Origin of the sequence: Croceitalea dokdonensis DOKDO 023 (genome assembly GCF_001306415.1) — a bacterium.
Classification (GTDB): Bacteria; Bacteroidota; Bacteroidia; order Flavobacteriales; family Flavobacteriaceae; genus Croceitalea; species Croceitalea dokdonensis.
This window is the reverse complement of record NZ_LDJX01000008.1, coordinates 32,779-59,192: the sequence shown is the minus strand read 5'-3', so window position 1 is coordinate 59,192 and position 26,414 is coordinate 32,779. Positions and strand designations below refer to the sequence as shown.

The 26,414-nt window shown below is 45.0% G+C and carries 16 protein-coding genes; 3 read left to right on the top strand and 13 right to left on the bottom strand.

Going from position 1 to position 26,414, the window contains the following annotated elements; genetic code table 11:
* Positions 1 to 13 precede the first annotated feature (13 nt).
* The 7 genes from I595_RS15250 to I595_RS15220 are packed head-to-tail and all read right to left on the bottom strand — an operon-like array spanning position 14 to position 12,872.
* Positions 14 to 1,219 carry an alginate lyase family protein gene (locus I595_RS15250; RefSeq protein WP_054560313.1) on the bottom strand — a complete coding sequence of 402 codons (1,206 nt, stop codon included), beginning with the start codon at positions 1,217 to 1,219 and terminating at the stop codon, positions 14 to 16.
* Positions 1,219 to 2,334: a glycoside hydrolase family 88/105 protein gene (locus tag I595_RS15245; RefSeq protein WP_157449774.1), complete on the bottom strand. Its 1,116-nt coding sequence runs from the start codon at positions 2,332 to 2,334 to the stop codon at positions 1,219 to 1,221. The genes I595_RS15250 and I595_RS15245 overlap by 1 nt, the downstream gene beginning before the upstream one ends.
* 27 nt (positions 2,335 to 2,361) lie before the next feature.
* Positions 2,362 to 4,617, bottom strand: coding sequence for a glycoside hydrolase family 3 N-terminal domain-containing protein (locus tag I595_RS15240; protein ID WP_054560311.1), 2,256 nt, complete (start codon positions 4,615 to 4,617; stop codon positions 2,362 to 2,364).
* 24 nt (positions 4,618 to 4,641) lie between these two features.
* A complete protein-coding gene (locus I595_RS15235; RefSeq protein ID WP_245628308.1) occupies positions 4,642 to 6,006 on the bottom strand; it encodes a family 43 glycosylhydrolase in 1,365 nt (454 codons plus the stop codon).
* The gene (locus tag I595_RS15230) at positions 6,003 to 6,758 is read right to left on the bottom strand and encodes a hypothetical protein (protein ID WP_157449773.1); all 756 of its coding nucleotides are present in this window, start codon (positions 6,756 to 6,758) and stop codon (positions 6,003 to 6,005) included. The genes I595_RS15235 and I595_RS15230 overlap by 4 nt, the downstream gene beginning before the upstream one ends.
* A 7-nt stretch (positions 6,759 to 6,765) precedes the next feature.
* Positions 6,766 to 9,621 (bottom strand): alpha-L-rhamnosidase, encoded by a 2,856-nt coding sequence (locus tag I595_RS15225; protein WP_083467635.1) that lies wholly within the window; start codon positions 9,619 to 9,621, stop codon positions 6,766 to 6,768.
* Positions 9,618 to 12,872, bottom strand: coding sequence for a glycosyl hydrolase (locus tag I595_RS15220; RefSeq protein WP_262485542.1), 3,255 nt, complete (start codon positions 12,870 to 12,872; stop codon positions 9,618 to 9,620). The genes I595_RS15225 and I595_RS15220 overlap by 4 nt, the downstream gene beginning before the upstream one ends.
* Before the next feature lie 314 nt (positions 12,873 to 13,186).
* Here I595_RS15220 and I595_RS15215 point away from each other — a divergent pair, with 314 nt between their 5' ends.
* The 3 genes from I595_RS15215 to I595_RS15205 all read left to right on the top strand — a co-directional run bounded on the left by I595_RS15215 (position 13,187) and on the right by I595_RS15205 (position 16,114).
* Positions 13,187 to 14,092, top strand: a complete 906-nt coding sequence (locus I595_RS15215; protein ID WP_172675962.1) for a hypothetical protein — start codon at positions 13,187 to 13,189, stop codon at positions 14,090 to 14,092.
* A gap of 79 nt (positions 14,093 to 14,171) precedes the next feature.
* Entirely contained in the window at positions 14,172 to 15,185 is a 1,014-nt protein-coding gene (gene yiaK / locus I595_RS15210) for a 3-dehydro-L-gulonate 2-dehydrogenase (protein ID WP_054560307.1), read from the top strand.
* A gap of 11 nt (positions 15,186 to 15,196) precedes the next feature.
* Positions 15,197 to 16,114 carry a sugar phosphate isomerase/epimerase family protein gene (locus tag I595_RS15205; RefSeq protein WP_054560306.1) on the top strand — a complete coding sequence of 306 codons (918 nt, stop codon included), beginning with the start codon at positions 15,197 to 15,199 and terminating at the stop codon, positions 16,112 to 16,114.
* 14 nt (positions 16,115 to 16,128) lie between these two features.
* Here the strand turns inward: I595_RS15205 and rhaT are convergent, their stop codons facing one another.
* From rhaT to I595_RS15175, 6 genes are all read right to left on the bottom strand, one after another.
* Complete coding sequence (gene rhaT / locus I595_RS15200) at positions 16,129 to 17,181, bottom strand: L-rhamnose/proton symporter RhaT (RefSeq protein WP_054560305.1); 1,053 nt, start codon at positions 17,179 to 17,181, stop codon at positions 16,129 to 16,131.
* A gap of 240 nt (positions 17,182 to 17,421) precedes the next feature.
* Entirely contained in the window at positions 17,422 to 18,822 is a 1,401-nt protein-coding gene (locus I595_RS15195; protein ID WP_054560304.1) for a sulfatase, read from the bottom strand.
* A gap of 55 nt (positions 18,823 to 18,877) precedes the next feature.
* Positions 18,878 to 20,290: an L-arabinose isomerase family protein gene (locus I595_RS15190; protein ID WP_157449771.1), complete on the bottom strand. Its 1,413-nt coding sequence runs from the start codon at positions 20,288 to 20,290 to the stop codon at positions 18,878 to 18,880.
* A 149-nt stretch (positions 20,291 to 20,439) separates the two neighbouring features.
* Complete coding sequence (locus tag I595_RS15185) at positions 20,440 to 21,870, bottom strand: sulfatase (protein WP_054560303.1); 1,431 nt, start codon at positions 21,868 to 21,870, stop codon at positions 20,440 to 20,442.
* Between the two features lie 35 nt (positions 21,871 to 21,905).
* Positions 21,906 to 22,991 (bottom strand): PKD domain-containing protein, encoded by a 1,086-nt coding sequence (locus I595_RS15180; protein WP_217997197.1) that lies wholly within the window; start codon positions 22,989 to 22,991, stop codon positions 21,906 to 21,908.
* A gap of 98 nt (positions 22,992 to 23,089) precedes the next feature.
* On the bottom strand, positions 23,090 to 26,329 hold the full coding sequence (locus I595_RS15175; protein WP_172675961.1) for a family 78 glycoside hydrolase catalytic domain: 3,240 nt from the start codon (positions 26,327 to 26,329) through the stop codon (positions 23,090 to 23,092).
* Between the last annotated feature and the right edge of the window lie 85 nt (positions 26,330 to 26,414).

Sequence of the window (26,414 nt, the reverse complement as noted above, 5' to 3'; positions counted from 1 at the left end):
AAGTTAATTGATTTTAAAGGAAACAAGGATATAGGAGTTGCCGTACATCATCCGTCCGTTCCAGTCCGGAAGCCAGCTTGCAATACAAGGGAACATTTAATAAACTGCCAGATGTCACATACATTCTTCTTAATCGCTCCCTAGCGCTCCCCATATCACCCAGTTGCTCGTAAGGCCAAGATATTGTTTCATCCAAATAGGGATATAAAAAATCATAGGCCTTTTGTAAATCACCTTCCTCTGAGCTTTGCTCCCAAAGTTCCACCCCTAATTTCCTTCCATAAAAAGCCAATTTTGTCAAGGCGGATAGGTTTAATATACTGTATGTAAGCCCTTTGGTACGCTTTAGTTCATGGGGCTGACTCCCATCTGGCTCTATTTGATGCTTTATACGTTGCTCAAAAACGGTGTTCAAAACCAATTGGGCTTCTTTTTCTTTCCCAAGATATAGTAGAAGTGATACAACTTGCACATCATACAACGAGCCATGGTTGTTATTTCTGGTTTTTTCAAAAACACCAAATTCACTGGTCTGTAGCCATACCAAATAGTCTTTCAACCATTTTCTAACCCCTTTTTCCACCATTAAATCCAACTGATTTTGCATCCCCAAGATCTCTAAAGCGGTAATAACGTGGGAAATTCCGGAAAACTCAATAATGCCAAAGCCCCTTCCATCATTTTTACCCGGTATCCCTTGGGCATAGTTGAGGTTAGGGTTCATACGGGTATCCAAATCCACAAACCACACTTGGAGCAGTTTCTGGACCTTCTTGGCATACATCTTCTTACCGGAAAAGAAATAGGCCAAAGAGAGCACTTTTACGTTGTTGATCATTTTATCCTTGATGGGATCGTCCACGTTATCACCCTTGGTCATGGGATTTACAATGCCATCCTTACGAATCCAGGGCAAGCCATTCTCTTTTTCTGGGTCTGGCCACCAATAAGGCGCCAAACTCAAATAGTCTTGCTTGTCACCACTTGCCGCTACCATTTTTTTTTGAAGTACCGAAAAAGGCCCTTCATCCAAAGCTTTATCCGCTTCTCTAATGAGTCTTTTGTAGGCCGGCAAATAATGAACATCCCCATGCTCAAGGGCGGTTTTCACCTTTGCCAACTTTTCAAAGTCCAAATTGGTCAGTTGGGCATTGCCTTGCACTAGAAAGACCAAATAAAGCGGCAAGACAAGAAAGTAAAGGGTGGTTTTTCTGGGCACTAGTCCATTTTTAACAACTCGCTACCAGCTAATAAAAATGCTCCGGTTCCATAGTTCTGCCAACTATCCGCAGTGGCAGGTTGCGGATCGGCACCAATATCTTGTACCCAGCCAACCATACCGTTTTGGTGTTGGCAGGCCACTAAGGCGTTCCATGCTTTTTTTACGGCTGGCGCATATTCCGCCTTATCCAAAAGTCCGTTGTTCACACCCCAGGCCAAAGCAAAAGTGTAGAATCCGCTCGCGCTCACCTCACCATGATTCCATGATTCAGGTGAAAGCAGACTCGTTCTCCAAAGGCCGTCTTCCTGTTGTAGGTCTTTGATTTTCGCAGCCATTTCTTTGTAAAGGTTGACATAGAAATCACGATGCTCGTAGTCTTGGGGCAAATCCGTCAATACTAGGGCAAGTCCGCCCAATACCCAGCCGTTACCGCGGGCCCAAAATATTTTCTTTCCGTTCGGTTCTTTTAAATCTTTTGCATTAACGCCCCATTGGTACCTAGTATCCCTTGCAAAAAGCTGTTCCTTTTTGTCATAGAGTAGGTTGTACGTTTCCATGTAGTATTTGTGCATTGCGTCCAGATATTTTTCTTCACCAGTTTGTTTGGCATATACTGTAATTACAGGAGGCGCCATAAACAAGGCATCACACCACCACCAAAGAATTTTTTTCTCCTTATTGGGGTCTGTTCCATCTTTCCATTTATTGGGTTCATAAAGGTGGGTATCCAAAAACGCTTTGGTGGGCCCTAAATCCACCAAGTTCTTTCTGGTAGCATTCGCATATAAATACGAATAAGAAATTGCAACATCGTCGGCGTGATAGGTTCTGTAAAGCGGTTTCCATTCATTTCGATAGCCCTGAGTTTTAAGGGCTGCCAAAAATATGGGGTTTTTAGTCGCTTCGTGGGCTTTGGTCACGCCAACGTAGTAGGCGCCGTTGGTCCAGTCTGTAGGTGCGAGGGCAAAAATAGGATGCGCCTCTTGCCATTCCATGGCGCTAACCATGGCATGCTCAATTTTTTCTTTATCTAAAGTCATTTGTGCCTTTACGCCTAAGCATAGCAAAAACAGAAAGACACTTTTGTACATTGTTTTTGGTGTTCGTTTCATTTATATCCTTTTTAGTTGTTTGCGTATCTATTTTTCCAATCTAAATCTTGCGGTGACTCCTTCTTTTGAAGAGGTACCTACCATAACGGTATAATCCCCTTCCTCCAACACTTTCTTCATGGACAAACCCGTAAACTCCAACATTTTAGGGGTTATCTTAAAAGAAACCGTTTTGGACTCCCCGGGATTGAGCAGGATTTTCTCAAAACCCTTAAGCTCTTTATCTGGGCGGGTTACGGAACCTATTTCATCTTTAATGTACAGTTGAACCACCTCTTTGGCCGCCATGCTGCCCGTGTTGGTTACCTTGGTACTCACCGTAATTTCAGAGGTTGGAGTCATCGTTGCGCCTGAAAGTTGTATGTCATCATAGGTAAAATTACCATAGCTCAAACCATATCCAAAGGGGTACAAAGGCCCATCTTCCAAAAAAAGATATCCTTTTTTATTGTTGATTTCCTTCATACTGTAATGAAAGGGCAATTGCCCAATGGAACGTGGCACGGTCACAGGTAGTTTTCCAGAGGGTGAAACCTCACCAAAAATCACTTTAGCTAAAGCAGTATCCCCCATTTCGCTTAAATCCCATCCATCTAAAATAGCATCGGCCTCTTTGGCCATTACATTAATGGCCAAGGTTCTGCGGTGTTTTAAAACGATAATGACAGGTTTGCCCAATGCCTTAACACGACGGACCAACTCGTCTTGCGGTCCTACGGGTTCTATGGTTGCCCTATCGCCTAAGGCATTATTGAAATAGGCTTCCTTGGCGGTAAATTCATCTCCACCCAAAAATAGTATGGCTACATCGGCATCATTGGCGAGACCTGTTAATCTGTCCAATGCTTTTTCATCCGTAGGCAAAACGTTGGGAACACCCTTTTTACCATCGGTAAGCTCAAAACCTTTATCGGCCACAAAAGTGATATCTTCTCCAGCAATAGCCTGAAACGCTTCTTGGGTTTCTTGATTTAATAGCGGCCCTATAAGCGCTATTTTCTTTTTGTTTTTTGCTAGCGGAAGGGTATTGGCTTCGTTTTTTAATAGAATGATGGATTCCAAATCGGCCTCTTGGGCAAGGGCCAGTGAGGTTTGCGACCGTACTTCCTTTTCTGCCTTTTTTACGTCCACCAGTGGATTATCAAAAAGACCCAATCTCATTTTAGTACGCAGCACCCGTCTTACGGAACGGTCTATCATCTTTTCTATAGAGGGGTCTTTTTTGACCATTTCTGGCAGATAGGCATAAGAATCCTCGGCATATAAATCAATGTCGATACCGGCAACAAGCCCCATTAAAGCGGCCGCTTCAGGACTTTCCGCTACTTTCATAAAATAATATAACCGGGCAATATCATTGGAGTCCGAGACCACATAACCATCAAATCCCCATTGATCGCGTAAAACCCCCGTCAGCAATTCCGGATTTCCGTGGCTGGCCACCCCATTGATATCACCATGGGATGCCATAATACCCAAGGTTCTCGCTTCTTTTACAGCGGCCTCAAAAGGTGGATATATTTCATCGATAAGGGTCCTTGGGGAAATCTCCACAGCGGCAAAATTTCTCCCTCCCAGCACTTGTCCATAACCAGCAAAATGCTTGGCCACGGCACCAATGTGAGTTCCCTCACCTAAACCTTTATAATCCCCTTGAACGCCTTTAATGGCATTCAACACCATTTGTGTGGTTAAATACGTGTCTTCACCAAAAGCTTCGGACATGCGCCCAAATCTGGGATCCCTGACCAAATCTGCCTCTGGGGAATGGCACATGTGCATCCCGCGCAGACGTGCCTCACGCCCAACCACGTCCCAAATACGGTTCACCAGTTCAGGATTAAACGTGGCTGCCGAATTAATGGGGCGACCGAATTTGGTGCAGCCAGCAGCGTCTACACCATTGTAAGACTCCGTCACGAATAAAGCAGGTATGCCCCACCTATTGCTCTTCATGATATACTGCTGCAGCTCATTGTTCAATTTTGCCGCTGCCGCGGGCGAAATGTGTTCTCCGGGATTTTTGATACCTGCAATGCCGAGCTTTAATTTTTCAATGACCCTATCAGACAATTTTAACCTGCCTTTTTCATCGGATTCCACCCCAATATTGGCATGAAAAATTCGCATTTGCGCCACTTTTTCCTCTAAGGACATTCTGGGCAGTAAATCATTTATCCGCTCTTCAATGGAAAGGTTGGCGTCTTGGTAGGGCATTTTCCCCCGCTGCGCATTCAATAGTAATCCAAAGCCTAAAAAAAATAATATTACCCTGTTTTTCATACCTGTTTGTAGTGGTCTATTTTTTTAATTATAAAATTGTAACGAATCTATCTCAAGGCTCGTGCCAGCTTTTTTACTGAACAAGAGGTAGAGGTTTTCGGTTTCTCCTAATCCAGTCAGGGATACCTCAAAAGACTGAAATCCATCATTGGTTAAATGAATGGTAGTCTTGGCCAATAAGGGGCCGTCCAACCCATTTCTTCTGATTTCTATGTTGTAGGCCGATGGTTCTGTTGATTTGGCAAGCAGCGAGATTCCTTTTTTGTCGTCCAAATTCTTGACATTGGGAAAATTAAGGTACGCTTTTTGGGCATTGCTACGCACCATAAAGCCATTACCCTGTTGTTGCTTTACAAAACCTGCCGTCCTAAAATACGCTTCTGCTTCTATGATTTCATTGGCAACATAGTTGGCTACCCCGGTTCCATCGACCCGTATGGTGGCCATTTCACCGTTTTCCTTGTAATGGACATAGCTAATAAAGGTGTCACGAAACCAGCGATTACCGGTCTGGCTGATATCACAATAGGCATAATACCACTGGTTGTGCCACTCAAAAAAAGAACCGTGCCGTCCTTGTAGAAAACCATTGGGCCAAGTGGGCGCATCATACCCTTCTGCAAAACTATCCTTGGTGATTACGGTACCTTTGTATTCATAGGGGCCATAGAGTTGATCTGACATGGCATAAAAACAACCCCAGGACAAGTAGTATTTTCCATTGTACTTGTGCACAAAAGGTTTGTCGTCCGTTGGTTTTTCCTTGTTTTCACCATCTTTGTTGTAGGGACCACGAGGGTTGTTGATTTCAATTTTTTTAGGCTCCTCCGCCAGACTGATCATATCATAGTTCAGCTTTGCAATATAATATTCCCAAACCCCAAAAATGATGTAGTGCTCCCCATCTTCTTCAAATAGGGCCATATCATACTCGTCCGTTGGCGTAAGGTCTTCTGTAAGCAGTGGCTTCCCCAATGGGTCTGACCATGGTCCAACCGGGGAATCCGCCACCATGACCCCGGTCTGTTGGTTCTTTTCTGAAAAGTACCAGTAATACCTCCCATCCCGGTAGGCCACATCGGTTGCCCAGCAACCTTCAAAGGGTTTTCCAATATAGGTTTCTTCTGGACTAAGTGTGTTTCTGTAGTTCCAATTCACCAAATCCGGCGAAGACCACACCCACCAGTCTTCCATAATAAAACGCGTGTTGGCTATGGACTTGTCATGGGAAGCATATACGTAGGCGGTATCCTTAAAAATATGGACGTGTGGATCGTTGAGCCCTTTATTGGGTACAATGGGGTTTTGACTCATGGCCATTAGGGGAACCAAAATCATCACTGTGTTAAACCGCTGAATCCATTTTACCATAAGCATCCTTTCTATCATGGTCTTACAATTTCACTGCGTTCGGCAGCCTCTGCCTCTTCAAAAGTCGTTCCCTCCACAAAAAGCAAAAATCTGTCCAGACCGTGAAATTGGGAACGCCCTGATACTTCCATGGTGTACACCCCCGGTTCATTAAACCTGACAAAAATGTCGTGAGGGTCGTTATCACTAGTATTGGAACGCCAAAACCACTCTCCAAGACGATTCATGTAGACCTTTAACCATCCATCCCGGCTACTGCCCTCCGGAGTGGGGGTTTTTCCCCTATCCCTTGGATAGACAAAACTCCCATCCTTTTCCCCAAAAAAGTCATCTGCATCATCAAATCGTAACCAAGAGTCGTTGGCTTCAGACTGTGTTTCCCCTTCCGTAATTCTGGACCTCCAGATAAAACGATATGTACCTGGGGTGGTTATCTGTAATGTATACGTTAAAATTCCGTTACCGGGCATCTGAAAACTATCAGGGTTGTTCCATACCAAATAACCCTCACCTTCAAACCCCTCAAGAGAGGAACCACGTTCCCAATCAATTTCTCCTTCCACCGTTTCAAATTCAACACTCACAATACCATTTTTTTCCACATAGGAAATGGTATCCACGTTTGGGACTTCTTCCGTTGGGTCTTCGGAAGCCCCTTCCTCCATTTCTTCCGTGGTTTCATCCTGAGTCCCATCGGCCGTGCCATCAGAACTACATGCAAACAACAACATCAACACAACCAAACAGGATAAAATTGACCTAAATTTCATACTCTTTCTACAATTTAAACTTGATTACGTACTTGCCAGAACCAAGGGCAACCTCCTCCTCGCTTCCCGAAACAAAGGTGTTTATGGCCTCTCCGTTGATGCTCACATTCTCCTTGTCGATCCCCTTAAAGGGCAGGATGGCTATGGTATTGAATGGAACCCGTAGCTCCATGGTAGCAGTTTCGTCCTTTTTGTTCCAATAATTCCTAATGGTACCATAAGGCGTTGGGACGTCTACTTTTACCTCATCAATAGTGGCCGGAAAAATGGGTACCACGTAAAAGGATTTGTAGCCTACATGGGTTTCGCTGGATTTAATCCCACCGAGGGTTTCATAAAAATAAGCTGCAAAACCACTATGCATGGGATGGTTAAGCGAGTTGGTGGGCCCTTCCATTTCTTCCCAGATAAACTGCCTTTCTGGCCATGTGGTAAAACCTGATTTGATTTGATAGGCCTGACTGGGAAAATCTGGGGTGGTTAAAATCTGCTGAGCCAAATCTGCCTTTCCGTTCTCCGCCAAAACGGTATAGATATACCTGTTGCCATGGATACCGGTGGAGTGATGCCCTCCTTTGACGGCAACAATATCATGCACCAAACCATTGACCACCTTTTCTATGTCATCTTCTGGCACCATCCCAAATTGTAAAGCCTGTACGGTAGCCGTCTGGCTTAGGTACCATTTGTGTTCTGTTCCCTCGATAGGTTTTAAATACGCTGAATTGAACGCTTTTTTTAGGGCCTCTTTTTCGGCTTTCATAAGGACTGCGTAGTCCGAATCACCATTCATTTGGGCAAACTTTTCCATGATGCCCAAAACATCATAGAAATAGGCATTTGCCGATATGATGGGGTCCGTCTCCATGGCACTTGGGTTTTTCCTTCTGTCCCACAGTGGAGGGCACCAATCGCCCATTCCATCTTGCATGATGCCGTTCTCACCTTTAAAATTCAGATAAAAATCCGTCAGATTCTTCATTTCGTCATAATACTCCTTTACAATGGCGTCATCACCGTAATACAGGTAATTATACCAGGGCAGGTACATAGTGGCCACGCCCCAGTCTATTTTGGCGTAGGTGGAAGTGCGCTTACCGGGCGCGATCATAGTGGGCACCTGAAAGTTAATATCGGGGTCGTTATGCCCTTTGGTGGGGCGCATTTGGGTACGGATATCCTCCATGTATTTTTTGTAGAAATCGTACATATCGTAATTGTACAAAGCGTACTCCGCAAAAGCATGGGCATCGCCCAGCCAACCACATTTTTCGCGATGGGGGCAATCTTCCGGGATTCCGTGAAGGTTGTCTTCTATGGTCCATTTACTAATGCTGTGCATTTGGTTCAGGATATCTTCAGAGGAAGAAAAATTACCTGTGTTGTCTATTTCCGTGGCCACAAGTACCGCTTTGATCATATTGGCATCCGGTTTTTTGGAAATACCTTTTATCTTGGCATACCTAAACCCGTGATAGCTAAATTTAGGCTCCCAAGATTCCGGTTCGGAACTTTTGGCAATGTACTTATAGATTTGGGGCATGCCATTGGCGCCACCGCCAGTGGAACCTTGAAAAATATCACTACCGTCCGTCAATAGGGCCTCTGTATTGGTAATTTCGATAAGCTGCCCCTCTTTTTCCTGGACCTGCAATTTTACCCAACCGGCTATGTTCTGTCCAAAATCCACGATCCATTCGCCATCCGCTCCTTTAAAGACCTTTTGGGGCTCCAGTTCCCGTAATTTTTTGATGGGCGGTATTTGTTGGGCACTTATTTTATTGAGCTTGGGCGTGGCCACTTTGGGACTGCCCCAGCTTTGGTCATTGTAGCCCACGGTGTTCCAGCCATTGATCTCGTACCGGGCATCATAGGTGTCACCGCCGTAGATATTGTTAAAGACGATGGGGCCTGTTGCCTCTTTCCAGGTTTCATCTGTAAAAAAATCCTCTTGTGAGCCATCGGCATAGGTCATTTTCACCATAAATTTTACCGTTGGGGCACCGTAGGCCAAGTCTCTTTCGGATTCTGGATCGTTTTTCCAGGAGATATTCTGTCCGTAGAACCCGTTCCCCATTATAATGCCAAAGGCATTGTCCCCTGATTTAATCTGGTCAGTAATATCGTAGTTGACGTAATAGGCCTGTTTGTCATAGTTGGAGGGGGCGGGATCCAATACATGGTCTCCCACCTTTTTACCGTTCAGATACAGCTCATAATACCCTAGGCCACAAATATAGGCTTGGGCACTTACCACCTCTTTGTCTATCTTGGTTTCCTTCCTGAAATATGCGGCGGCAAAGCCGTCTACCAAAACAGGTTTTACCATTTTACCCGTTTTATATTCCCTAAAACGGTGGGGAGAGCTCCGGGTGTCTTCATTCAAGGTAATCCATTTGGCGCTTTCCCAATTCTTTTCGTGCATGAGGCCCATGGCAAATCGCTGTACCGGGGACCAATCCGTGGGTTTTCCTTCTTCGTCCCAAATCTTTACTTTCCAAAAATAGGTCTGTAATGGTTGTAAAGCAGTTCCATTATAGGCTACAAATGTGGACTGCCCACTGTCCACCTTTTTGGAATTCCACATATCTGGAGCTTCTTTGTCCAATAGTTCTTTTGAGGTAGCCACCATTACATGGTATGCCGTTTGCGAACGATTGAACCCCTCCGCTTGCATTACCCAAGAAAATTGTGGCTTTTCATTTTCCAAGGCCGTTGGGTTCACCTTATAATCCGTGGTTACCTTGGTGAACGCCAAGGTTTGTTTGGGGGCATTCTCCTTACATGCCAAGAGTACAACAAGCAATAATACTAAGCTTACCTTTACCAAAATTGATGGTGCCCTATATCCTGATTTTGTCATTGTTTATATGCTATGGTTTTAGAAAACTTAAGTGTTATTGGTCCCAGAAGCCCGGAGGGCATTAATGGGTCGTCCTTTTTGTAAAAGGGGGCCGTAGTAAATGTCGTTCTTTTTCCTTTTGGCCGCGGTTCATTATTGGTATACCAGGCCGGCATGGTCAAATCAGTTGCCCTATGGGGGCCTAATTGGTAACCGCCATCATTGGGCGGATAGCGTTCATCACCAATCAATCGGTTGCTCCATTGGTTGGTAATTAAAATTTCTATCTGGTTCTCGCCACTTTTTACGTAATCTGTGATGTCTACCCTAAAAGGCGGCATCCAAGAGACCCCAACTTTTTCCCCATTGACGATTACTTCGGCAACGATATGAACCGTCCCTAGGTCTAGAATAACCTTGGTTTGGTCATCGGTATGTGCTTCGGATAGGTGAAACTGTTTTTTGTAGCTGGCCGTACCACTGTAATACTTAATGGAATCCAAAGGATGGTTGCTCCAATCCACCAAGGAATCAAATGGTAGAGTACCACCATATCCTTGTTCTTGGTTGAAGGTTACCTCCCAATTGGTGGAAATATCTTGGGATGCTGGAATATCCGTCACCGCAAAGTCCCAATTATCCCCAGATGTCAGCGGAACGGAGTAACTGCCGTTTTCTACCACCGTTGCATTAAGTAAATGCTCTTCGGATAGCCTTAGGCTGAGATGCTGTTGGTGCTGTGTTGCGCTCATAATGGTGTTGGCATCCTCCCGAAAGACCACAAAAATAGATGCTCCTGCATCTAATTGGATATGCGTGCCAGTTCTGCCATTTTCTGTTGTAAACACCCCTTGTTTGGTGATGCTACCGTCCATGGGATTCCATAGTTCCGGAATTTTATTGCCCACTCTGAACTGGGCATGGAATGTTTTGGTTTCTACCGTATCTGGGTTAAAGAAGAAGTAGATATCCTCAGTTGCGGTTTTTCGGTGTGCGTAATCCAAAGGAGCGTCGTTCAGGAGTTCCATATCCGGTTTAATCCCAAGGTTTTCCATCACGGTTTCCCAATCGCTTACCTTTTTTACCAATGGTTTTAGTTCTGCAATCAGTGCACCAAAGGCTTTCCGTTCTTCCGCGGTGGCTGCATACCCAGCTAATTTTTGGGGCGTTTCCCCAAATACGGGCACTCCACCTTTTGCAATTTCCAAGATACGCTTTGCGGTTCTTAAGGAAATTGTTTTGCTATTTTGGAGTAACAATAATTTGTAAGACGTACCCTCGGGTAGTACCAATTCCTTTTCCTTAATGGCAATCCTATTTAAAAGCACATCGGTATTTACGTTGTCAAAATTGATGCTTTTTGGTATGGCCGGGGAAACATCGTCTCGGTAGTAGGCGGAATTGGGGGTTCCTTCTCCAACGTAGATTAACACATCCGATACCGGAACCCCTTGCCGTAGCATATGCGATCCTCGAGCAATGTACTTGAACCAAGCGGCGCCTGCATTCTCCCACCAAGTCTGTGTTCTGTCAAAATGAAAGCCCCAACGGTTCATGGTCATTCCCGGGGCCACATGTGGATTGGCCTGGTGCGCAAATCTGTGGAACATAAACTCGTTGATGCCGTAGGTCCATCCCAAGTCACCAGATGTTTTTGCCATGGCCGGATGCCCTTTCCAATTTATCTGTGGTGTAGAGGTGAACGATTCCGCGGAAATAATGGGCTTACCGTAGATATGAGCCCCAGAAACGGCCGATTCGGTCTGGGTGATGGGCCGGTTCATCCAAAATTCCCCCATGGGAATGTCCGTGACGCCGCCAATATCCAAATCGTTCAAAGGCCCAAACCCATAGGGTTCAATATAACTTTGGATTCCGTCGGCATTGCAAAGTTCCGTAAAGTATTGAAAATAGTTTTTGGTCATTAAATTGGTAATGACATCCCGGTAATCATAAAGAACAGCATCTGAAGCCGCGGCACTTTCCACAAAACGGCCAGCGATAACAGGCAACCTTGTGATTACATCATAGCCTTTTTCACTTTTAAAAATACTATCCATGCCAACAGTCCAATTCTGCCCTCCCATTTCGTAACTATCAATCTCGGCATACTGCAGGGCGTTAGGGGCTAATGCTTTGGTGTTTTCAACTACTTGGCCCAGAAAAGCATCATAATGTTTTTTAAAAGCCGGTCTACTCAACTTATCCACTTCCAAGCCACGACCCTCGTCGGAAGCGGGATTGTTAAATGCACCAGTGGAGGTGTACCCAAAACGCATAATGGTCCACCTCCCCGGGGGCAGTTCTGTTTGCAAGAGACCATTGGCATCCATTTGGCCCGTAAGGTTTTTTATTTCTAGAGGGTCTATAACCATATTACCATCTGGCACACCAATAAGCGCCAAATCCTTGTCCTCCGTTCTTGCGATTGAAGTTCTTCCCAAAGGATTGTTTACAAAATAATTTGCCGTAAGCTGCACCTCCTTTAGTGTAGTCGACCTATTGAATTTTAATCGAAAATAGCTTGAAGTAACTCCTTCAAAATGATCGTTGATGCCCCACTCCCCTTTTCCCGTCCTTACCTTGAAAAGATTCCGCACATCGGTAAAGTTTTTTCCGTCCGCACTGGTTTGCAGCATGGCCGTGCTATGGCGGTCCTTAAAAATAATTTTGGCAGCACGTATGGTTTTGGGTCTTTGGTAGGTAAACTGTATCCAAGGGGATTGGTCCTTTTTGGCAGTCAATGTAGATTCGCCGTCCACTTTTCCGTCAGTTATCAGCGCGGTATCCAACTCCGCATCCGATGCCGTAATTACAGGCATATTATTGCTGTCGTCTATTTCCGAATCCAAGGCCGGGTATGCCAGTACGGCAATATCCTTATAAAATCCTTCACGTTTTGTAGGTTCTTTTAGGTTGATGCTTATGTTGCCCCCATCAGCAACCGTTTCACTCCAAACCACCATTTTCATGGATTCTTCTGGCGTGACCCATGGCCCTCCACTGGAAGACCAGCCATCACAATTATGCACTCCAAAGCTCAACCCAAGCCGCTCTGCCTCTTTGGCGGCGTGGGCAATCATTTCATGATGTTCCGGCGAGTTATATTTTATGGGGCCGTTTGGGATGCCCTGGGTAACGTTAAACAGTAAAAAGCCACCAATACCCACCTCTGCCATGGCCTCCAAATCTTTGGTAAGCCCTTCTTTGGTCATATTTCCGCTCATGGCATGGAACCATGTTTTTGGCTTAGAAGTTTGCGGTGGTTCCATAAATTCCTGGGCGAGGTCGTTTGTGGGTTTGCTTTCCTCCCCGCAGGAAACAAACCCCACTATCACTACCAAAAAAAAACTTAAAACTAGCTTGTTCATCGCATATCGTCCCGAACGGACTAAAATATAGCTTTGAAAGGGCTCCTGTATCCTGTACTATAAGGTTTGGTATGTGATCCTTAAAAAGTAGGTTTAAAACAGATATGATGGCCCGTGTAATTGAAAAGGCAAGTAAGCACAGGATGCATTCCTTTTTCTTTTAACTTTTATTTGGATAAAGAATACTAGCGTTGAAAACAGTAAAAATCACGATGATGCACAAACGCACTTTTGTTATCTTCTTTATGCTAACCACGGCTTTTTTTTCTTGCGATTCAGGAGCGGAAATTCTTGAAATGCCAGAAGTTGTTGACAAGCCTGTTCTGGAAGTATCAGAACTAGTGGATGAGGAAACGGGACCCATTACCAGATGTACCGAAGCGGGAACAAATCCCGATAGGGCGACCGATATTCCAAATCCGGTAAATGTGGGTGCCATTGACGACCGCAGTTGTTACGCGGACTATAAGGAAATAACGATTGATGGCACGGTTTGGGGCATTTACAACATCACGCACGAGTCCAACCACATAGACGACCCAAATACGCTACAACCCAGAATAGAACGTTCCCTGTCAAGGTCCCAGACCACAGGGATTGGAAGTTTTGCAAAATTTACGGGAACGGTAAGAATATTGGAAGTTGGTAAAACCAATAATGATGGTAGTGATGGCACCTATATCATGCAGGCAAAAGGAAAACATACCGGAGGCGGTGGCCCTAACGACCCTGCAATTTGCCTGTATTTGGCAAAACCGGTTTATGGTGATGATGGAAATGGAAATCAAGTGCAACAATCGTTTGATATTTTTAGGGAACAAATCAATTTTAGGGGCGGTTCTGGTGCGGATGGTAGGGAGATTGTCTTTTTGACGAACATAGGGAAAAATGTACCCACCGAAATTGAATTGGAAGTTGGTTTTGCCCAGGACCCCAATGATGCCACTAAAAAAATACACTATGCCAATGCTGTGATTGGCGGCGAGGTTTTCAATTGGAACATTCCAGAACCAGAGCGTGGAACCCAATCTGGCATTAGATATGGGGCTTACCGGGTCAAAGGTGGTCGGGCACAAATTAGATGGGCAAATACTACCTATGAAAAAGCGGAAAATGATTAAATTCCGTAATCCTTGAATCGCTTCTTTACTCTGAAAATGCTACCCGGTTTAAGCTGAGCCATATTTTAAATAGACAAAAATGACGAGAACCATCCGTTCCAAAGAAATGCGTGCCGTGCTTTTATCACTCTTTAATAACTACGGATTTTCTGAGGAAAAAGCGAAACTATTGGCAGAAGTACATACCGAAAATACGCTTCACGGGGTAAATTCCCACGGCATTAATCGAGTCCCTTTTTTTATTGAACAGTTGCAACTTGGTCTGGTTAAAAAAGATACTGAGGCTGAAAAGTTGGAAGGCTTTGGTAGCCTAGAACGCTGGGATGGCGGTTTAGGTTCCGGAGTGCTAAATGCAATACAATGTACGAATCGCGCTATCGCAATGGCCAAAGAGAACGGTATGGGTTTAGTGGCACTTCGCAACACCAATCATTGGATGCGCGCGGGATACTATGGTTGGATGCTCGCAGAACAAAATTGCATGGGCATCCTTTTTACCAACACCGAACCCAATATGCCCGCTTGGGGCGGGAAGGAGGCGCGACTTGGCAATAACCCCTTAGTCATTGCCATCCCCAGAAAAAAAGGACACATTGTTTTGGACATGGCCATGACCCAATTTTCCTTTGGCAAAATCAATGAATATAAGTTAAGGGGCGATGCATTGCCCAATGATGGTGGGTTTGATGCAGATGGAAATCTTACCAAAAATCCGAAGGATATTTTAACCACCAAAAGTGGACTCCCCATTGGCTATTGGAAGGGTTCGGCAATAGCCATGGTATTGGATATGCTCGCCACATTGCTTTCCGCAGGAAGGTCTACGTATAGATTAGGCTTGGAAGCACACGAATATGGGGTCTCACAGATTTTTCTGTGTATGGATTCAGCAACGTTTCAAGATGGCGACCTACAGGAAAAACTGTTGGGAGAAATCATTTCATATACCAAAGATATTACACCTACCCAACCGGGCGGAAAAACCTACTATCCCGGTGAAAAATCCCTTTCCAATAAAATTGAAAACGAAAAAAACGGGATGCAGGTCAGTGAAGAGATTTGGAATAGGGTAATTCACCTTTTGAACAACTAAAAACCAAGACCATGAAAAATAGCAGAAGAGACGCCCTTCGTAAATTAACACTAGTGCCCGCACTTGCTGCGGCTCCCAACCTGTTTGCGGCTTCAGCCAGTAAAAGGGCAAGACCTGTTTCCACGGAGCAACGTGTGCAATACAGCGTTAATGCCTACTCGTTCAATGATGAATTTAAAAGCGGGGAAATGGATCTGTTCGATATGATGGAGTTTGCTGCGGATATCGGGCTTCATGCGGTGGATTTAACTTCCTACTATTTTTCATCCTATCCAAACCTACCCGATACGGCTGAAATTTTTGCGTTAAAAAAACGTGCGTTAGAATTGGGATTGAACATCTCATGGACCGGAGTACGGAATAATTTCGTCACCGCAGACGTGGCAGCAAGAGAAAAAGACCGACAAATGATCAAAGATTGGTTGGTTATTTCTTCTAAGATAGGTTCCTCTATCTTACGAATGTTCACGGGCAGGAATATTCCCGAAGGCCATACCAAAGACCAAGTAAAAGAGTGGCTGGTAGAAGAATATAAGTTATGTGCCCAGTATGGTGCAGAAGTTGGTGTCATTGCCGCTTTACAAAACCATAATGAATTTCTGTTTACGGCAGATGAAGTAATCGATATCATAAAGCGCGTGGATTCAGAATGGTTCGGACTTATTCTGGACACTGCATGCCTTCGCACTACAGCCGACCCCTATGCCGAAGCGGAAAAATTGGCCCCTTATGCCAAGTATTGGTTTATCAAAGAGCATGTATATCCTAATCAGGAGAAAACACCGACGGATATGGCCAAGATGGCGGCCCTGATAAAAAAACAAGGATTTCAAGGTTATGTTTCTTTTGAAAGCCTATCGGATGGTGACCCTAAAGTGATTCTTAAAGAAATGTTGGCCGATTTTAAGCGGGAGTTTGAAAATGAGTAAAGCGAAGGCTTTGTCTAAATCGAATTACCAATCCCCACCAAGACAACAGATAATAATATCACCACGATTCCAGCAATAATGGTCATCTTGGTTTTTCTTGCAACTCCCTTCCATTCTTTTCTGTAAATGCCCCAAAGGTTGGCCGTTAAAATAATGGTGGACATGTGCAAAATCCATGAACTGGCACCGTTGCCCAATTTGCTTTCGCCCATACCGTAAAAGAAAAATTGTAAGAACCAGATAAGTCCAGCGAAAGAGGCAAATAGGATATTCTTGGTGATAGGGGTATGCTTGTTTTTAAAATCGTTGTAGGACTTATTTTTGACGCTCAGCATAGTCGTCCAAAACAGATTGGTGGTGAGTCCGCCCCAAAGAATGACCACAAAAGTGACATTGTTCGCAAACAGGGCATCATGGCCCGATGCTACCGCAGCCTCGGCCAAAGGCTTGCCCGATTCAATTCCGAAATTGAAAAAGGCACTTAAAATACCTGAAAGAATGGCCACTAGTAGTCCCTTTACAAGATTGAACTCTGCCACGCTTTTCTTTTTTTCTGCATCGGAAAGTTGCTTTTCTTTTAGCATTCCGGCCTTGCCGCAAATAGCGATACCTAGGATACAAAGCGCTACACCCAAAAGCACGACTTGGCCACCCGTAGATGACAACATTTCGGTAAAGGTCACCTTTCCCTCTGTCGGAACTAGATTGTAATATATAGGAGGCACCAATGCCCCAAAAGCGGCGCAGAATCCAAGGACTACCGAATTGCCCAGAGACATGCCCAAATAGCGTATACCCAAACCGTAGGAGAGTCCGCCAACACCCCAAAGCAAGCCCATCAAAAAAGTAAAAAACAATACGGAACTGGAAGCAGTTCCAATAATTTCCATAAAATTGGGTATGGTCAACCAAGCGGCAAATGGAGGCACAATAAACCATGATACTAGGCCACCCAACATCCAATAACTTTCCCATGCCCATCCCTTTACCTTATTATAAGGCATGTAAAAACTACCTGCAGCAATACCGCCCAACGAATGAAATAAAACCCCTAAAATTGCTTGCATATCTGCTATACTAAATTCTATTTAACCCATTGCGGATTTAAATTTGAGGACATTCTCTTTACGTCACTTCGAATACGTTTTTGGACCTTTTCCGGAATATAACCTAAAGCCTCTGGAGTATCGAGAGGACATTATAATCTAAAAGGTTCTCGATACTTTTGATTTTACAATGAAAAGATTGAAAAATCAAACACTCGGACTGACACTGTTTATAGTTGTATTCAAAATGCATAATTAATTCTAATTATAACTGCTCCTGTCCTTGTAGTCAGGATTTCGTTCCGAGGGGATCGGGGCATTTGTCTCTTTCCACCATGTTTTAAGGAGTCCCAGCAACTCATTTGCCTTCTCGGGATGTGTGGTTATGAGATTATCGGTTTCGCCAATGTCTTTGGATAGGTCATACAACTCCATCCCATCGTCCTCAAAATAATAATGTAGTTTCCAATCCCCTTTTCTTATCACTGAACCCGGACGGGTTCTGAACAAGGGGTCCCTGTTTTGATTATCATCTACATTATAAGCCTGCAAATAAATGGGAAAATGCCAAAATAGCGAACGTTCCAAGGTTTTGGTCTTTCCCTCTAAAACGGAAGACAGATTTTGACCATCCAATTCCAAAACAACATTTTCAATACCTGCGTAGGCCAAAACAGTGGGAAAAATATCCATGTTCGTTATGGGAACATCACTTGTTGTTTGGGCCTGAATCCTCTTTTTGTACACAAAGAAAAAAGGCTCACGAATACCACCTTCATAATAACTGCCCTTACCTGCCCGTAAAGGCTTTTGTTTGGTGATGCCATACAGACCTCCATTATCAGAGGTAAATACAATGAGCGTATTGCCCAGTAGGTCTCTTTTTTTCAATTTGTCAATGAGCAATCCTATGTTCCTATCCAGATTATCTACCATAGAGGCATATTCCGCATTTCCCTGACCTTCCCAGGGCGACTTTTTTGCGTATTTGGGAACAATACTATCTACGGGCATGATGGGCACATGTACCGCATAAGGGGCATAGTTTAGATAAAAGGGTTTTTGAACGGTGTCAATAAAAATCAGGGCTTTTTCAACAATTAAATCCGTAAGGTATTCGGCCTTCCCTTTTTCTATACTCACATTTTTATAGGGAGGATAGTAGCTTTTGGGAAGTCCGTTGTGACCCCCTGCTATGTTCAAATCAAAACCGTATTCCAATGGATTGTCGCTCAAATGCCATTTCCCGGCTTGGCAGGTCGTATAGCCGTTTTCCTGTAGTACCTCTGGCAGTATCTTAAATTGAGTTGGTAGGGTGTGGGTGTTTTTCGTGGGAATCAGTTTTCTATCCTCCGATCTTCCCCTGGTGGAGGGCGATACGGTGTATATGCCGTGGCGCGGTGTCCACTGTCCCGTCATTAAACTTGCCCTACTTGGAGCACAGTTGGATGCGCTCGCATACCCATTGGTAAAGACCATGCCCTGACTGGCAAGATAATCCAAGTTGGGCGTTTCATAGTATTCGCTGCCCATAAACCCCACATCCTTCCATCCCAAATCATCAACATTTATGACGACGATGTTCGGAACGCCAACCTCTTGCTTGCTGGTGCACGCTGCGTAAGAAAGTATAATTATGAGTAGTGGTAGTATTCGTTTCATTTTATCCTAACTTAATTCTTAACTGATTAACCAGTGTTGTGTCCACAGAAAAAACCTAACATATTTGCACGACCCTCAAGTTCAACAATTTTCCCAGTTTTTCAATTTTATTGGCAATATGCCCCACGCCAATGGCGCAATGGTGGGAGGGCCCCTGTTTGGACCATTGGTTCATAAATGCCCTGGCCCCAATGGAAAAACGATACCTACTGTTGGTATTGCCAATATGCAAAACTGGTCCTTCAACAGATGCACCTTCCGCCACCAACAAAAACACATCGTCTTTGCCCTCTACCACGGAGAGTAAGGTAACCGGGCCATGCTTTACGCTCATTTGTATGGAGAGTCCTTTGCCGGGCTTACCGTGATATACGGGCAAGGGAACCAATTGAACCTTTCCCTCGGCAATGGCAAAATGTGCGGGACCATCATGGCCGAGCATTACAATATCATCATTGAAATCCATCGCATAAAACTCAGAGAAGGAACCGCCGACGCCAAAGGCATCCATGATTTTCATGGCCTGTGCATTTTTAACTTCATATTCTCCCGCCACGGGAACATTTTTACCGGTTAACAGGGTATTTCCCGCAATGACGGAGGTAACCATGTTTTCGTAGGCGTTGCCCGATTCGCCTTCGTAATAATAGGCCAAGGAACCCAATTTATGATTTTGCACCAGTGTGTCCAAAGCTATGGAGGTCTTTGCGGCCCGTACCAACTCTTCCTTTTCGCAGGTGTCCGCCACCTCAAAAGTGTTGTTGAACTCTTCCAATTTGGTTTCCACTTCGTTGTCCGTAACGGCATCACGATATTTCTTGAGCTCGCACATTTCAACAATTTCTATGTGCGTTCCAAAAGCGGCGGCCTGCTTGGTCAAATCGGAATACACATCCAGCATGCCCCCATAATAGTGGCCCAAGACCCCTAAACGATTGTTGTTCATGACCCGTTTTACGCGCGCGGCATCTATCCAATCCCGTAGTTCTGTCCAAACGCTTTCCTCATCCAAATAGCCGGTGACGAAGTCATATCCTATTCCCGCGCGGTTGAACACATTGGCCAGTTCCGGCACGGAGCAGGCTTGGCAATGGGCTAGCCATTCTCCCGTCATTTTGCCCCGATCCCCAAGGGCATTGAATTTTTCGTAATCTATTGCCGCCACGGGCTGTATGTTCAAAATGACCACAGGGCATTTTAGCTTTTGTATTACCGGCAGCACGGTGGACGAAAGTGCGTAGGTGGACACATACAAGAACAGCATGTCTATATCTTCCTTTTTTAGTTGTTGGCCGGTAACGATGGCCTTTTCTGGCGAATCTACCAAACCCACATTTACCACTTGGGCGTTGAAGGATTCCATCTTTTTGGCAATATGGTCTTGGTAGCCCTCCAAGCGTTCTTTCAGGCCTTTAAACTGGGGCCAATAGGTATCCAGTCCAATACCGAACAATCCAACTTTTATCATTGTCTTATTTTTTTTTAGTGTGATGTCAAAAAAACTCTTTCGTTTCATTGGTGTATGTAATTCATAGTATTGAACAGCTCCAGGCCTCCCATCGTACATGAGCATTCAACGCTATCCATTTTTATACGGGCATAGGTGACTTTCCAAGATCAATCCAACCTTGTTTTTAGTTTATAGGTTAACTTCTTCACCAATTCTTCCTGTTCCCCTGCCACATTCTTTGTTTCCTTTTCTGTTGACGTATGATCATATAATTCCACAAATCCGTCTTTATGAAGTATCATCCTATGGGTCGGGGTTCTAATGGTTGAAGCCTTGCCGTTATACGCTATGGCATCATGACCTGAGGTATTTGGGTCTTCTACTATTTTTTTTATTGAGACCCCATGGCCATACCCTGGGATTTCAATACCGGCCAAATCGCATAAGGTCGGAAAGATGTCGACCGTTTCAACAATGGCATCTGTACTCGCTCCTTTGTTTTTCATTTCTGGATGGTGAATTATTAAAGGTGCATGTAATGATTCCTCAAACAAACTGTGTTTTCCCCAAATGGCATGTTCTCCTAAATGCCATCCATGATCTCCCCAAAGCACCACAATGGTGTTTTTATCTGCCCCGGTTCTTTTCAGTTCCGCAAGTATTTTTCCCACTTGGGCATCTGCATAGCTAACGCTTGCCGCATAGTGCCGGCGAACATCATCGGCGAAATCAGGATCGGTATCGGGATTCTTGCCCCAGCGATTGTATCTCATAAATTCACCTGAGCCATGCCATGTGGTTTTTCCTTTTGGTTTTTGGGGATGTTTTATCTCTGGAAACGCAACGCCTTCATACCGGTCATAATACTTTTTTGGTGCACCAAATGGCAAATGTGGTTTAATGATTCCGACTGCCATAAAAAACGGGTTTTTAGGATTCTGGGCCAGTGTGTTCAGTTCCCTGACAGCTTCATTGGTAATTGCCCCGTCAGGATAGATACCATCATCTCCTGCCACTGTCTGGAATACATCCATTTCACCGGCCTTTACCCTAATCTCTCCATTGGCCAAACCGTGCATCGTTCCACGTGGATGTTCCCATTCCGCTACCGGCATAAGATGTTTGTCCCATGCATTTGGCATTTCAATTATTGTGCTATCATTCCAATTCTTGCCGCCTCTACCTCCTGGATGATGAGACACTTTCCCCACGGAAACCGTGGTATAGCCGTGTGATTTAAACCACTCTGGCATCGATTTATCCACTTTTTGTGTGCCTTCGTTCATTTTATCCGCTCTTTGGAAAAGAGCACTGTTTGCTGCGGGGCCAAACTGTCCTGTCAATAGGGTGTAACGCGATGGACCACAACTTGGGGAATTCACAAAATGTTTCCGGAATCTAATTCCCGTTTCCGCAAAAACGTCAATGTTTGGTGAGCTAATATGCCCTGCCCCAAAACTCTTTAACTCTGGACGGAGGTCATCCACACAGATGAGCAGCACATTAGGTTTTTTGGCACCTTCTGTTTTTTTACAGTTCGTTGTTACCAAAAGGGATAACATCGCATAAAAAAAAGGTGTCACTTTTTTAATTCTCATTACTCTATTTTTTAAACAGTATCCGGTCATAAAGCCTACTTTGTTACCACATCCCACACTTTGGACCTTATAGATTTGCCCTCTTTGTTTTCAACCGTGAGCACAACGGTCCAATGGCCCGGGGTGGTATATTGATGTACAGGGTGTTGTTCCTTGGAAGTGCTTCCATCCCCAAAATCCCACAACCACTTTTCAACGGTGCCCAAAGATTCATCTTTAAAGGCAAACACACGCCTGTCCCGATCAACCTCTACAAAAGACCAATTTGCTTGTAGCTCCGTGAACTCCTCCGATAGGGGCATCAACCTGAATGCATTTAAATAATCGCCATCGTGGATCATGTTGAGGTCATGCGCCAGATTGATAAAATCCTTTCGTACCTTATCGTCATCGTCATAATCCAGCACGCACCACGATAGTGCAATAAGTTCATTTTCCTTTAATTGTGAAACCGCAGATCCATTGATGCCTTCAATGGCGGCGTGATCAAAGGGGGTGATCCAAAATTCCATTTTGAGCCACCCGGGTCTGCCCTGTTCCAAGTGGTGATCGTAGGCCGCATTGGCATAGGGGAAGTCTTTGATCCACGGGGTATTTCCCCAAACCATGGCCCAGTCCTTATTTTTCGGGGGCATAAAGACATGGTAGTTCTGCGCATGCGCCCCGTGTCCTCTAAAATGCAGTTCCTCCATGGGCATCCTACTGGTATTGGCATTCCACTTTTTAATGAAATTGCCGCCAGACATATCTGCATCCACCACCAGTTCAAAAATATCTTGTTTGATGTCCAAGCGCTCAAATTCCCAGAAATCATCAAAAACCTCTACATAGAAGTACAGCCTATTCAAGTCTTTGACCCATCCTACCTTTACGGTTATATCCAGATCGGCCGGGTCCAGATCAAACCCAATGCCGTTCACGCTCTCCTTCATTTGATCCAGGCCAATGGCGTAGGTATCCGGCACTAGGTTCCATTCGGAAAAATCGCCGTCCATCTGTGGCATCTTATGTTGGGGGAACTGAAAAATGGGGTAAATGGTGTCCCTTGCTTGAAAGCCAAATGATGCCATTGTGCCACAGCCATAAACGGCCATACATAAAAAATAAATCAGTTTGCGCATATTCAGTACTTTTTAAGGCTTCGGCCCTTACCACAAATGGGATCCTTTTCCAGTAGAGGTTATCTTCCAGTGCCTCTTTTTGAATACCAACGGGGCTATCATTCGTTATGTAAAATTTTCAGTTCTGTAATGGAGGCCGCCCGCTCTGCATCTACAATATACAGTCTGCACTTTGTGCTTTTAACGGCATTGAATTCATGGACTTTATCCGGGCCACAAGAGGTGCCTTCCACAAGGTCTTGCCATGCCCCATTCTCCCAGTATTGCAGTTGATACGCCCTGATATTGTTCTCGTGCTCATCTACAATAATTTGGTTGAAGGTTTGCGGTTTTACCCATTCCACTTCAAGATATTGGTCCTTGCTCGCTGCGGCCCACCAGCGGGTGTCTGCATCTTCATCGTTTGCCCTAAAGGCTTCATAAACCGGTAATTTTTCCGATTCTATGACCATGGACGACGCGCTCAAACGCCCTATCTTGGATAGATTGGCCGGTTTGTTCAAAGGATCGGGGTATGTTGTTTCCGGTAGTTGGTCCACCAGAAAATCGTAGCTGCCAGACGTTACCTCATATATCACATAAGTACCAACGGCATCATTTTTCTCGGTGCCCACATATTGGATACCTTCCGCGTTTTCGGCCAAAACACCGTTTTCTTTGATGCCATCTTTGCCCATTGCCGGCAGATAGACCTGCGCCGTGGTGTTTATGGGCACCTCAATATGAAAATGGGCACCCGCATCCTTCCTTTTCCAGTTCACGATCACCTTGCCGTACATAGATCGGTATTCGGTGTTGGCATGGGTCAAATCTCCCACAACCGCGGGCTTAATGAGCATTTTCTGCATGCCGGGATGTTCTGGGTGGGGCCTTATGCCGCCAAACCCTTTAATGAAATAGCCCCCAATACCCGTGTAACAGGTGTGTATCTGGCTACTTCCAATAGCGGACCAACGCTCTGGCCATACGGTTTTGTCTTGATCCAAAAAGTAGCCGTAGCTTGGGTGTCTTTTATCTTGTAAGAGTTCATAGATCAAATCCATCCGTTCGCCGTATTCCGTAAAATAACGGGTGTAGAGGGCCTGGCCCGAGCTGCCGGTGTCGTAGTACGGAAATTTATAGAGCACCTGATCTACTAGGTTGTCGTACACTTTTTGCCTTTCGGATTCCGGGGTAACCCCTGAAATCAGGGCAAAGGCCTGGTTCACTTGATGCCCTTCGCCATATTTTCCCGTGGCAGGGTCGTATAGATTGGCATGGGTTGCCTTGCGCTGTACTTCCAATCGCTTTGAAAAGAGGGCAATATCTTCCGTTTTGTTCAGGGTTTTGGCAATGTTCAAGGCATTTTCCAACATAAAGGCATAGACCGTATTATTGAAATGGGCCGATTCCGGAGAGTTGCTTGAGCTCCAAAAATTACCTCTGGGCGTGCACCAGTCTCCCAATCCTGGAAATTCCAAAGTGCCCCGCTCACCAATTTTTAAGGTACCGCCACTATCATAATCCGAATGTTCGTACAGCCAGTGCATCCACTTTTTCATACTGTCATAATGGTTGTTTAGCAAACGTTCATCCCCCAACATTCTGTAGGTTTCCCAAATGGTAATGGGGCTGTTGGCCATCCACATTAAAAACTCAAAATCGTCTCCGTTGATCACGGCGCGCATTTTACCATCATCGGCCTGTGAGTCTTGCATAAATTGGGCATATTGCGCCATATAGGCCCCGCTCTCAAAATTGGGCAGGGCATCACCGTACATCGCCGCCACGGTTACCTCGCCCCAACCACGACGTTCGCGATGGGGACAATCTACTAAAATGCCATCAATGGTATTGGCAATATAGGTGTTCAGATTTACCTGATAGATCCTGTTCATCAATTCACTGGAGCTTTCAAATTTGCTGATCTGCTTTCTGTCATTGGTAATGACATGTCCTTTGATGTCTTTTAGATCTGGTTTGTAACCAATGCCGTAAACGGTAACATAGCGCCCTCCGGCAAGATTGAACCGATTGGTGAAATGGCCCGCACCGGTTTTGTCAAAAACGTACTGGCTCCGTTGTTCCCAAGAGGAGAATACCTCTTTATAGTCTGCAACCTCAAAGGTGATGGTATCGCCCTCTTTTCCCTGTAACAGATTCATTTCAAAAAAGCCCGTGTAATTTTCGCCCATATCAATGATATAGTTGCCATCTTCCTTCTCTTTTATCCCAATGGGGCTTATTTCCTTGAACTTCACCTGGGGCTCCACCATTTGGGCACTGAGGGTTGCGGTGATTTTGGTAGTGGGCGGGTTGGCATCCGTACCGGGGGCCCGGATGGCACCCTTGGGGCCTAAATTGATATCGGTAAAGACAGCTTCTTTGGCCTTGTCATTGTCAAAAACCACCGCGTTGGCCCAATGGCCATCATCGTAATCTGCGGTGTTCCAGTCGTCTTCACGTAAACGTTCATCTATGATTTCACCGCCAAAATCCAAAATGTCCCATGAGCCAATATAGGCGCTGTAGCTTTTTTTACATTTCCAGCTGGCGTCGGTTGCCAATACCACATTGGTGGTATCCCCTGTAATATGTGCTTGGGCCTTAAACACAAATGGTGGGTCATAGTATTCTTTCATCCTGCCCCATCGTGCCCAACCAGCCGCATGCCAAATACCGATGACATTGTCGCCTTTTGTGAGGTGTTCCTTAATGTCATAGGTAAGGTACGGGAGCCTTTTTTTCTTATAGGACAGCACAGGATTCATTACTGCATCGCTCACTTTTTTACCGTTCACGTACACCTCATGATACCCAAAGGAGGCCACATGGACGTAGGCTGATTCTGGATCGGTATCCAAAGTAAAGTTCTTTCTGTACCAGTTGTGATCTTTTTTGTTTTGACCTTCTTTGTAGATCCATTCGCCTTTCCAATCCTCTGGCTGCAGCAGCCCCATAGAGAATATGGCCGGTGCGCTCCAACCCGAAGGATGGCCCGCTGCATCCCATACCTTCACCTTCCAGTAGTAGGTTTTGGTGGACTCCAACGGAATCCCTGCATACACCGCATTGACGGATTGGCTGGAGGAAACCTTGCCCGAGTCCCAGACATCTCCCGTGTTCCCGTCCAAAAGGGCAGGGCTACTGGCCACCAATAGCTGATAGGCCGTTTGTTGTTGCCCTCTTTCAAAATGGGGTGCTTCCAATTTCCAACTCAATCTGGGTTGGGTGTTGTCTATGCCCAGGGGGTTTTCACGGTACTCGCATCTTAAATCAGTAACGTTAACGTCAGATTCGGACGTACAACTACCAAGGAGTACTACTAGGATAAGATAGGAAAGTCTCAATATTTTCATGACATCCATAGTTGAAATTTAGTGTGTTTAGCGAATACGAATAGCATAATCTGTTACTCTGTTTTAAGATTCCGATAAATTTATT

What these genes read in the sequence shown, in the direction of transcription:
- I595_RS15230 (WP_157449773.1), bottom strand. Translation starts at nt 6,758, where the DNA reads ATGAAATTTAGGTCAATTTTATCCTGTTTGGTTGTGTTGATGTTGTTG.
- I595_RS15195 (WP_054560304.1), bottom strand. Translation starts at nt 18,822, where the DNA reads ATGAAACGAATACTACCACTACTCATAATTATACTTTCTTACGCAGCG.
- I595_RS15220 (WP_262485542.1), bottom strand. Translation starts at nt 12,872, where the DNA reads ATGGAACCACCGCAAACTTCTAAGCCAAAAACATGGTTCCATGCCATG.
- I595_RS15185 (WP_054560303.1), bottom strand. Translation starts at nt 21,870, where the DNA reads ATGAGAATTAAAAAAGTGACACCTTTTTTTTATGCGATGTTATCCCTT.
- I595_RS15225 (WP_083467635.1), bottom strand. Translation starts at nt 9,621, where the DNA reads ATGACAAAATCAGGATATAGGGCACCATCAATTTTGGTAAAGGTAAGC.
- yiaK (WP_054560307.1), top strand. Translation starts at nt 14,172, where the DNA reads ATGACGAGAACCATCCGTTCCAAAGAAATGCGTGCCGTGCTTTTATCA.
- I595_RS15240 (WP_054560311.1), bottom strand. Translation starts at nt 4,617, where the DNA reads ATGAAAAACAGGGTAATATTATTTTTTTTAGGCTTTGGATTACTATTG.
- rhaT (WP_054560305.1), bottom strand. Translation starts at nt 17,181, where the DNA reads ATGCAAGCAATTTTAGGGGTTTTATTTCATTCGTTGGGCGGTATTGCT.
- I595_RS15245 (WP_157449774.1), bottom strand. Translation starts at nt 2,334, where the DNA reads ATGAAACGAACACCAAAAACAATGTACAAAAGTGTCTTTCTGTTTTTG.
- I595_RS15215 (WP_172675962.1), top strand. Translation starts at nt 13,187, where the DNA reads ATGCACAAACGCACTTTTGTTATCTTCTTTATGCTAACCACGGCTTTT.
- I595_RS15235 (WP_245628308.1), bottom strand. Translation starts at nt 6,006, where the DNA reads ATGATAGAAAGGATGCTTATGGTAAAATGGATTCAGCGGTTTAACACA.
- I595_RS15175 (WP_172675961.1), bottom strand. Translation starts at nt 26,329, where the DNA reads ATGAAAATATTGAGACTTTCCTATCTTATCCTAGTAGTACTCCTTGGT.
- I595_RS15205 (WP_054560306.1), top strand. Translation starts at nt 15,197, where the DNA reads ATGAAAAATAGCAGAAGAGACGCCCTTCGTAAATTAACACTAGTGCCC.
- I595_RS15180 (WP_217997197.1), bottom strand. Translation starts at nt 22,991, where the DNA reads ATGCGCAAACTGATTTATTTTTTATGTATGGCCGTTTATGGCTGTGGC.
- I595_RS15190 (WP_157449771.1), bottom strand. Translation starts at nt 20,290, where the DNA reads ATGATAAAAGTTGGATTGTTCGGTATTGGACTGGATACCTATTGGCCC.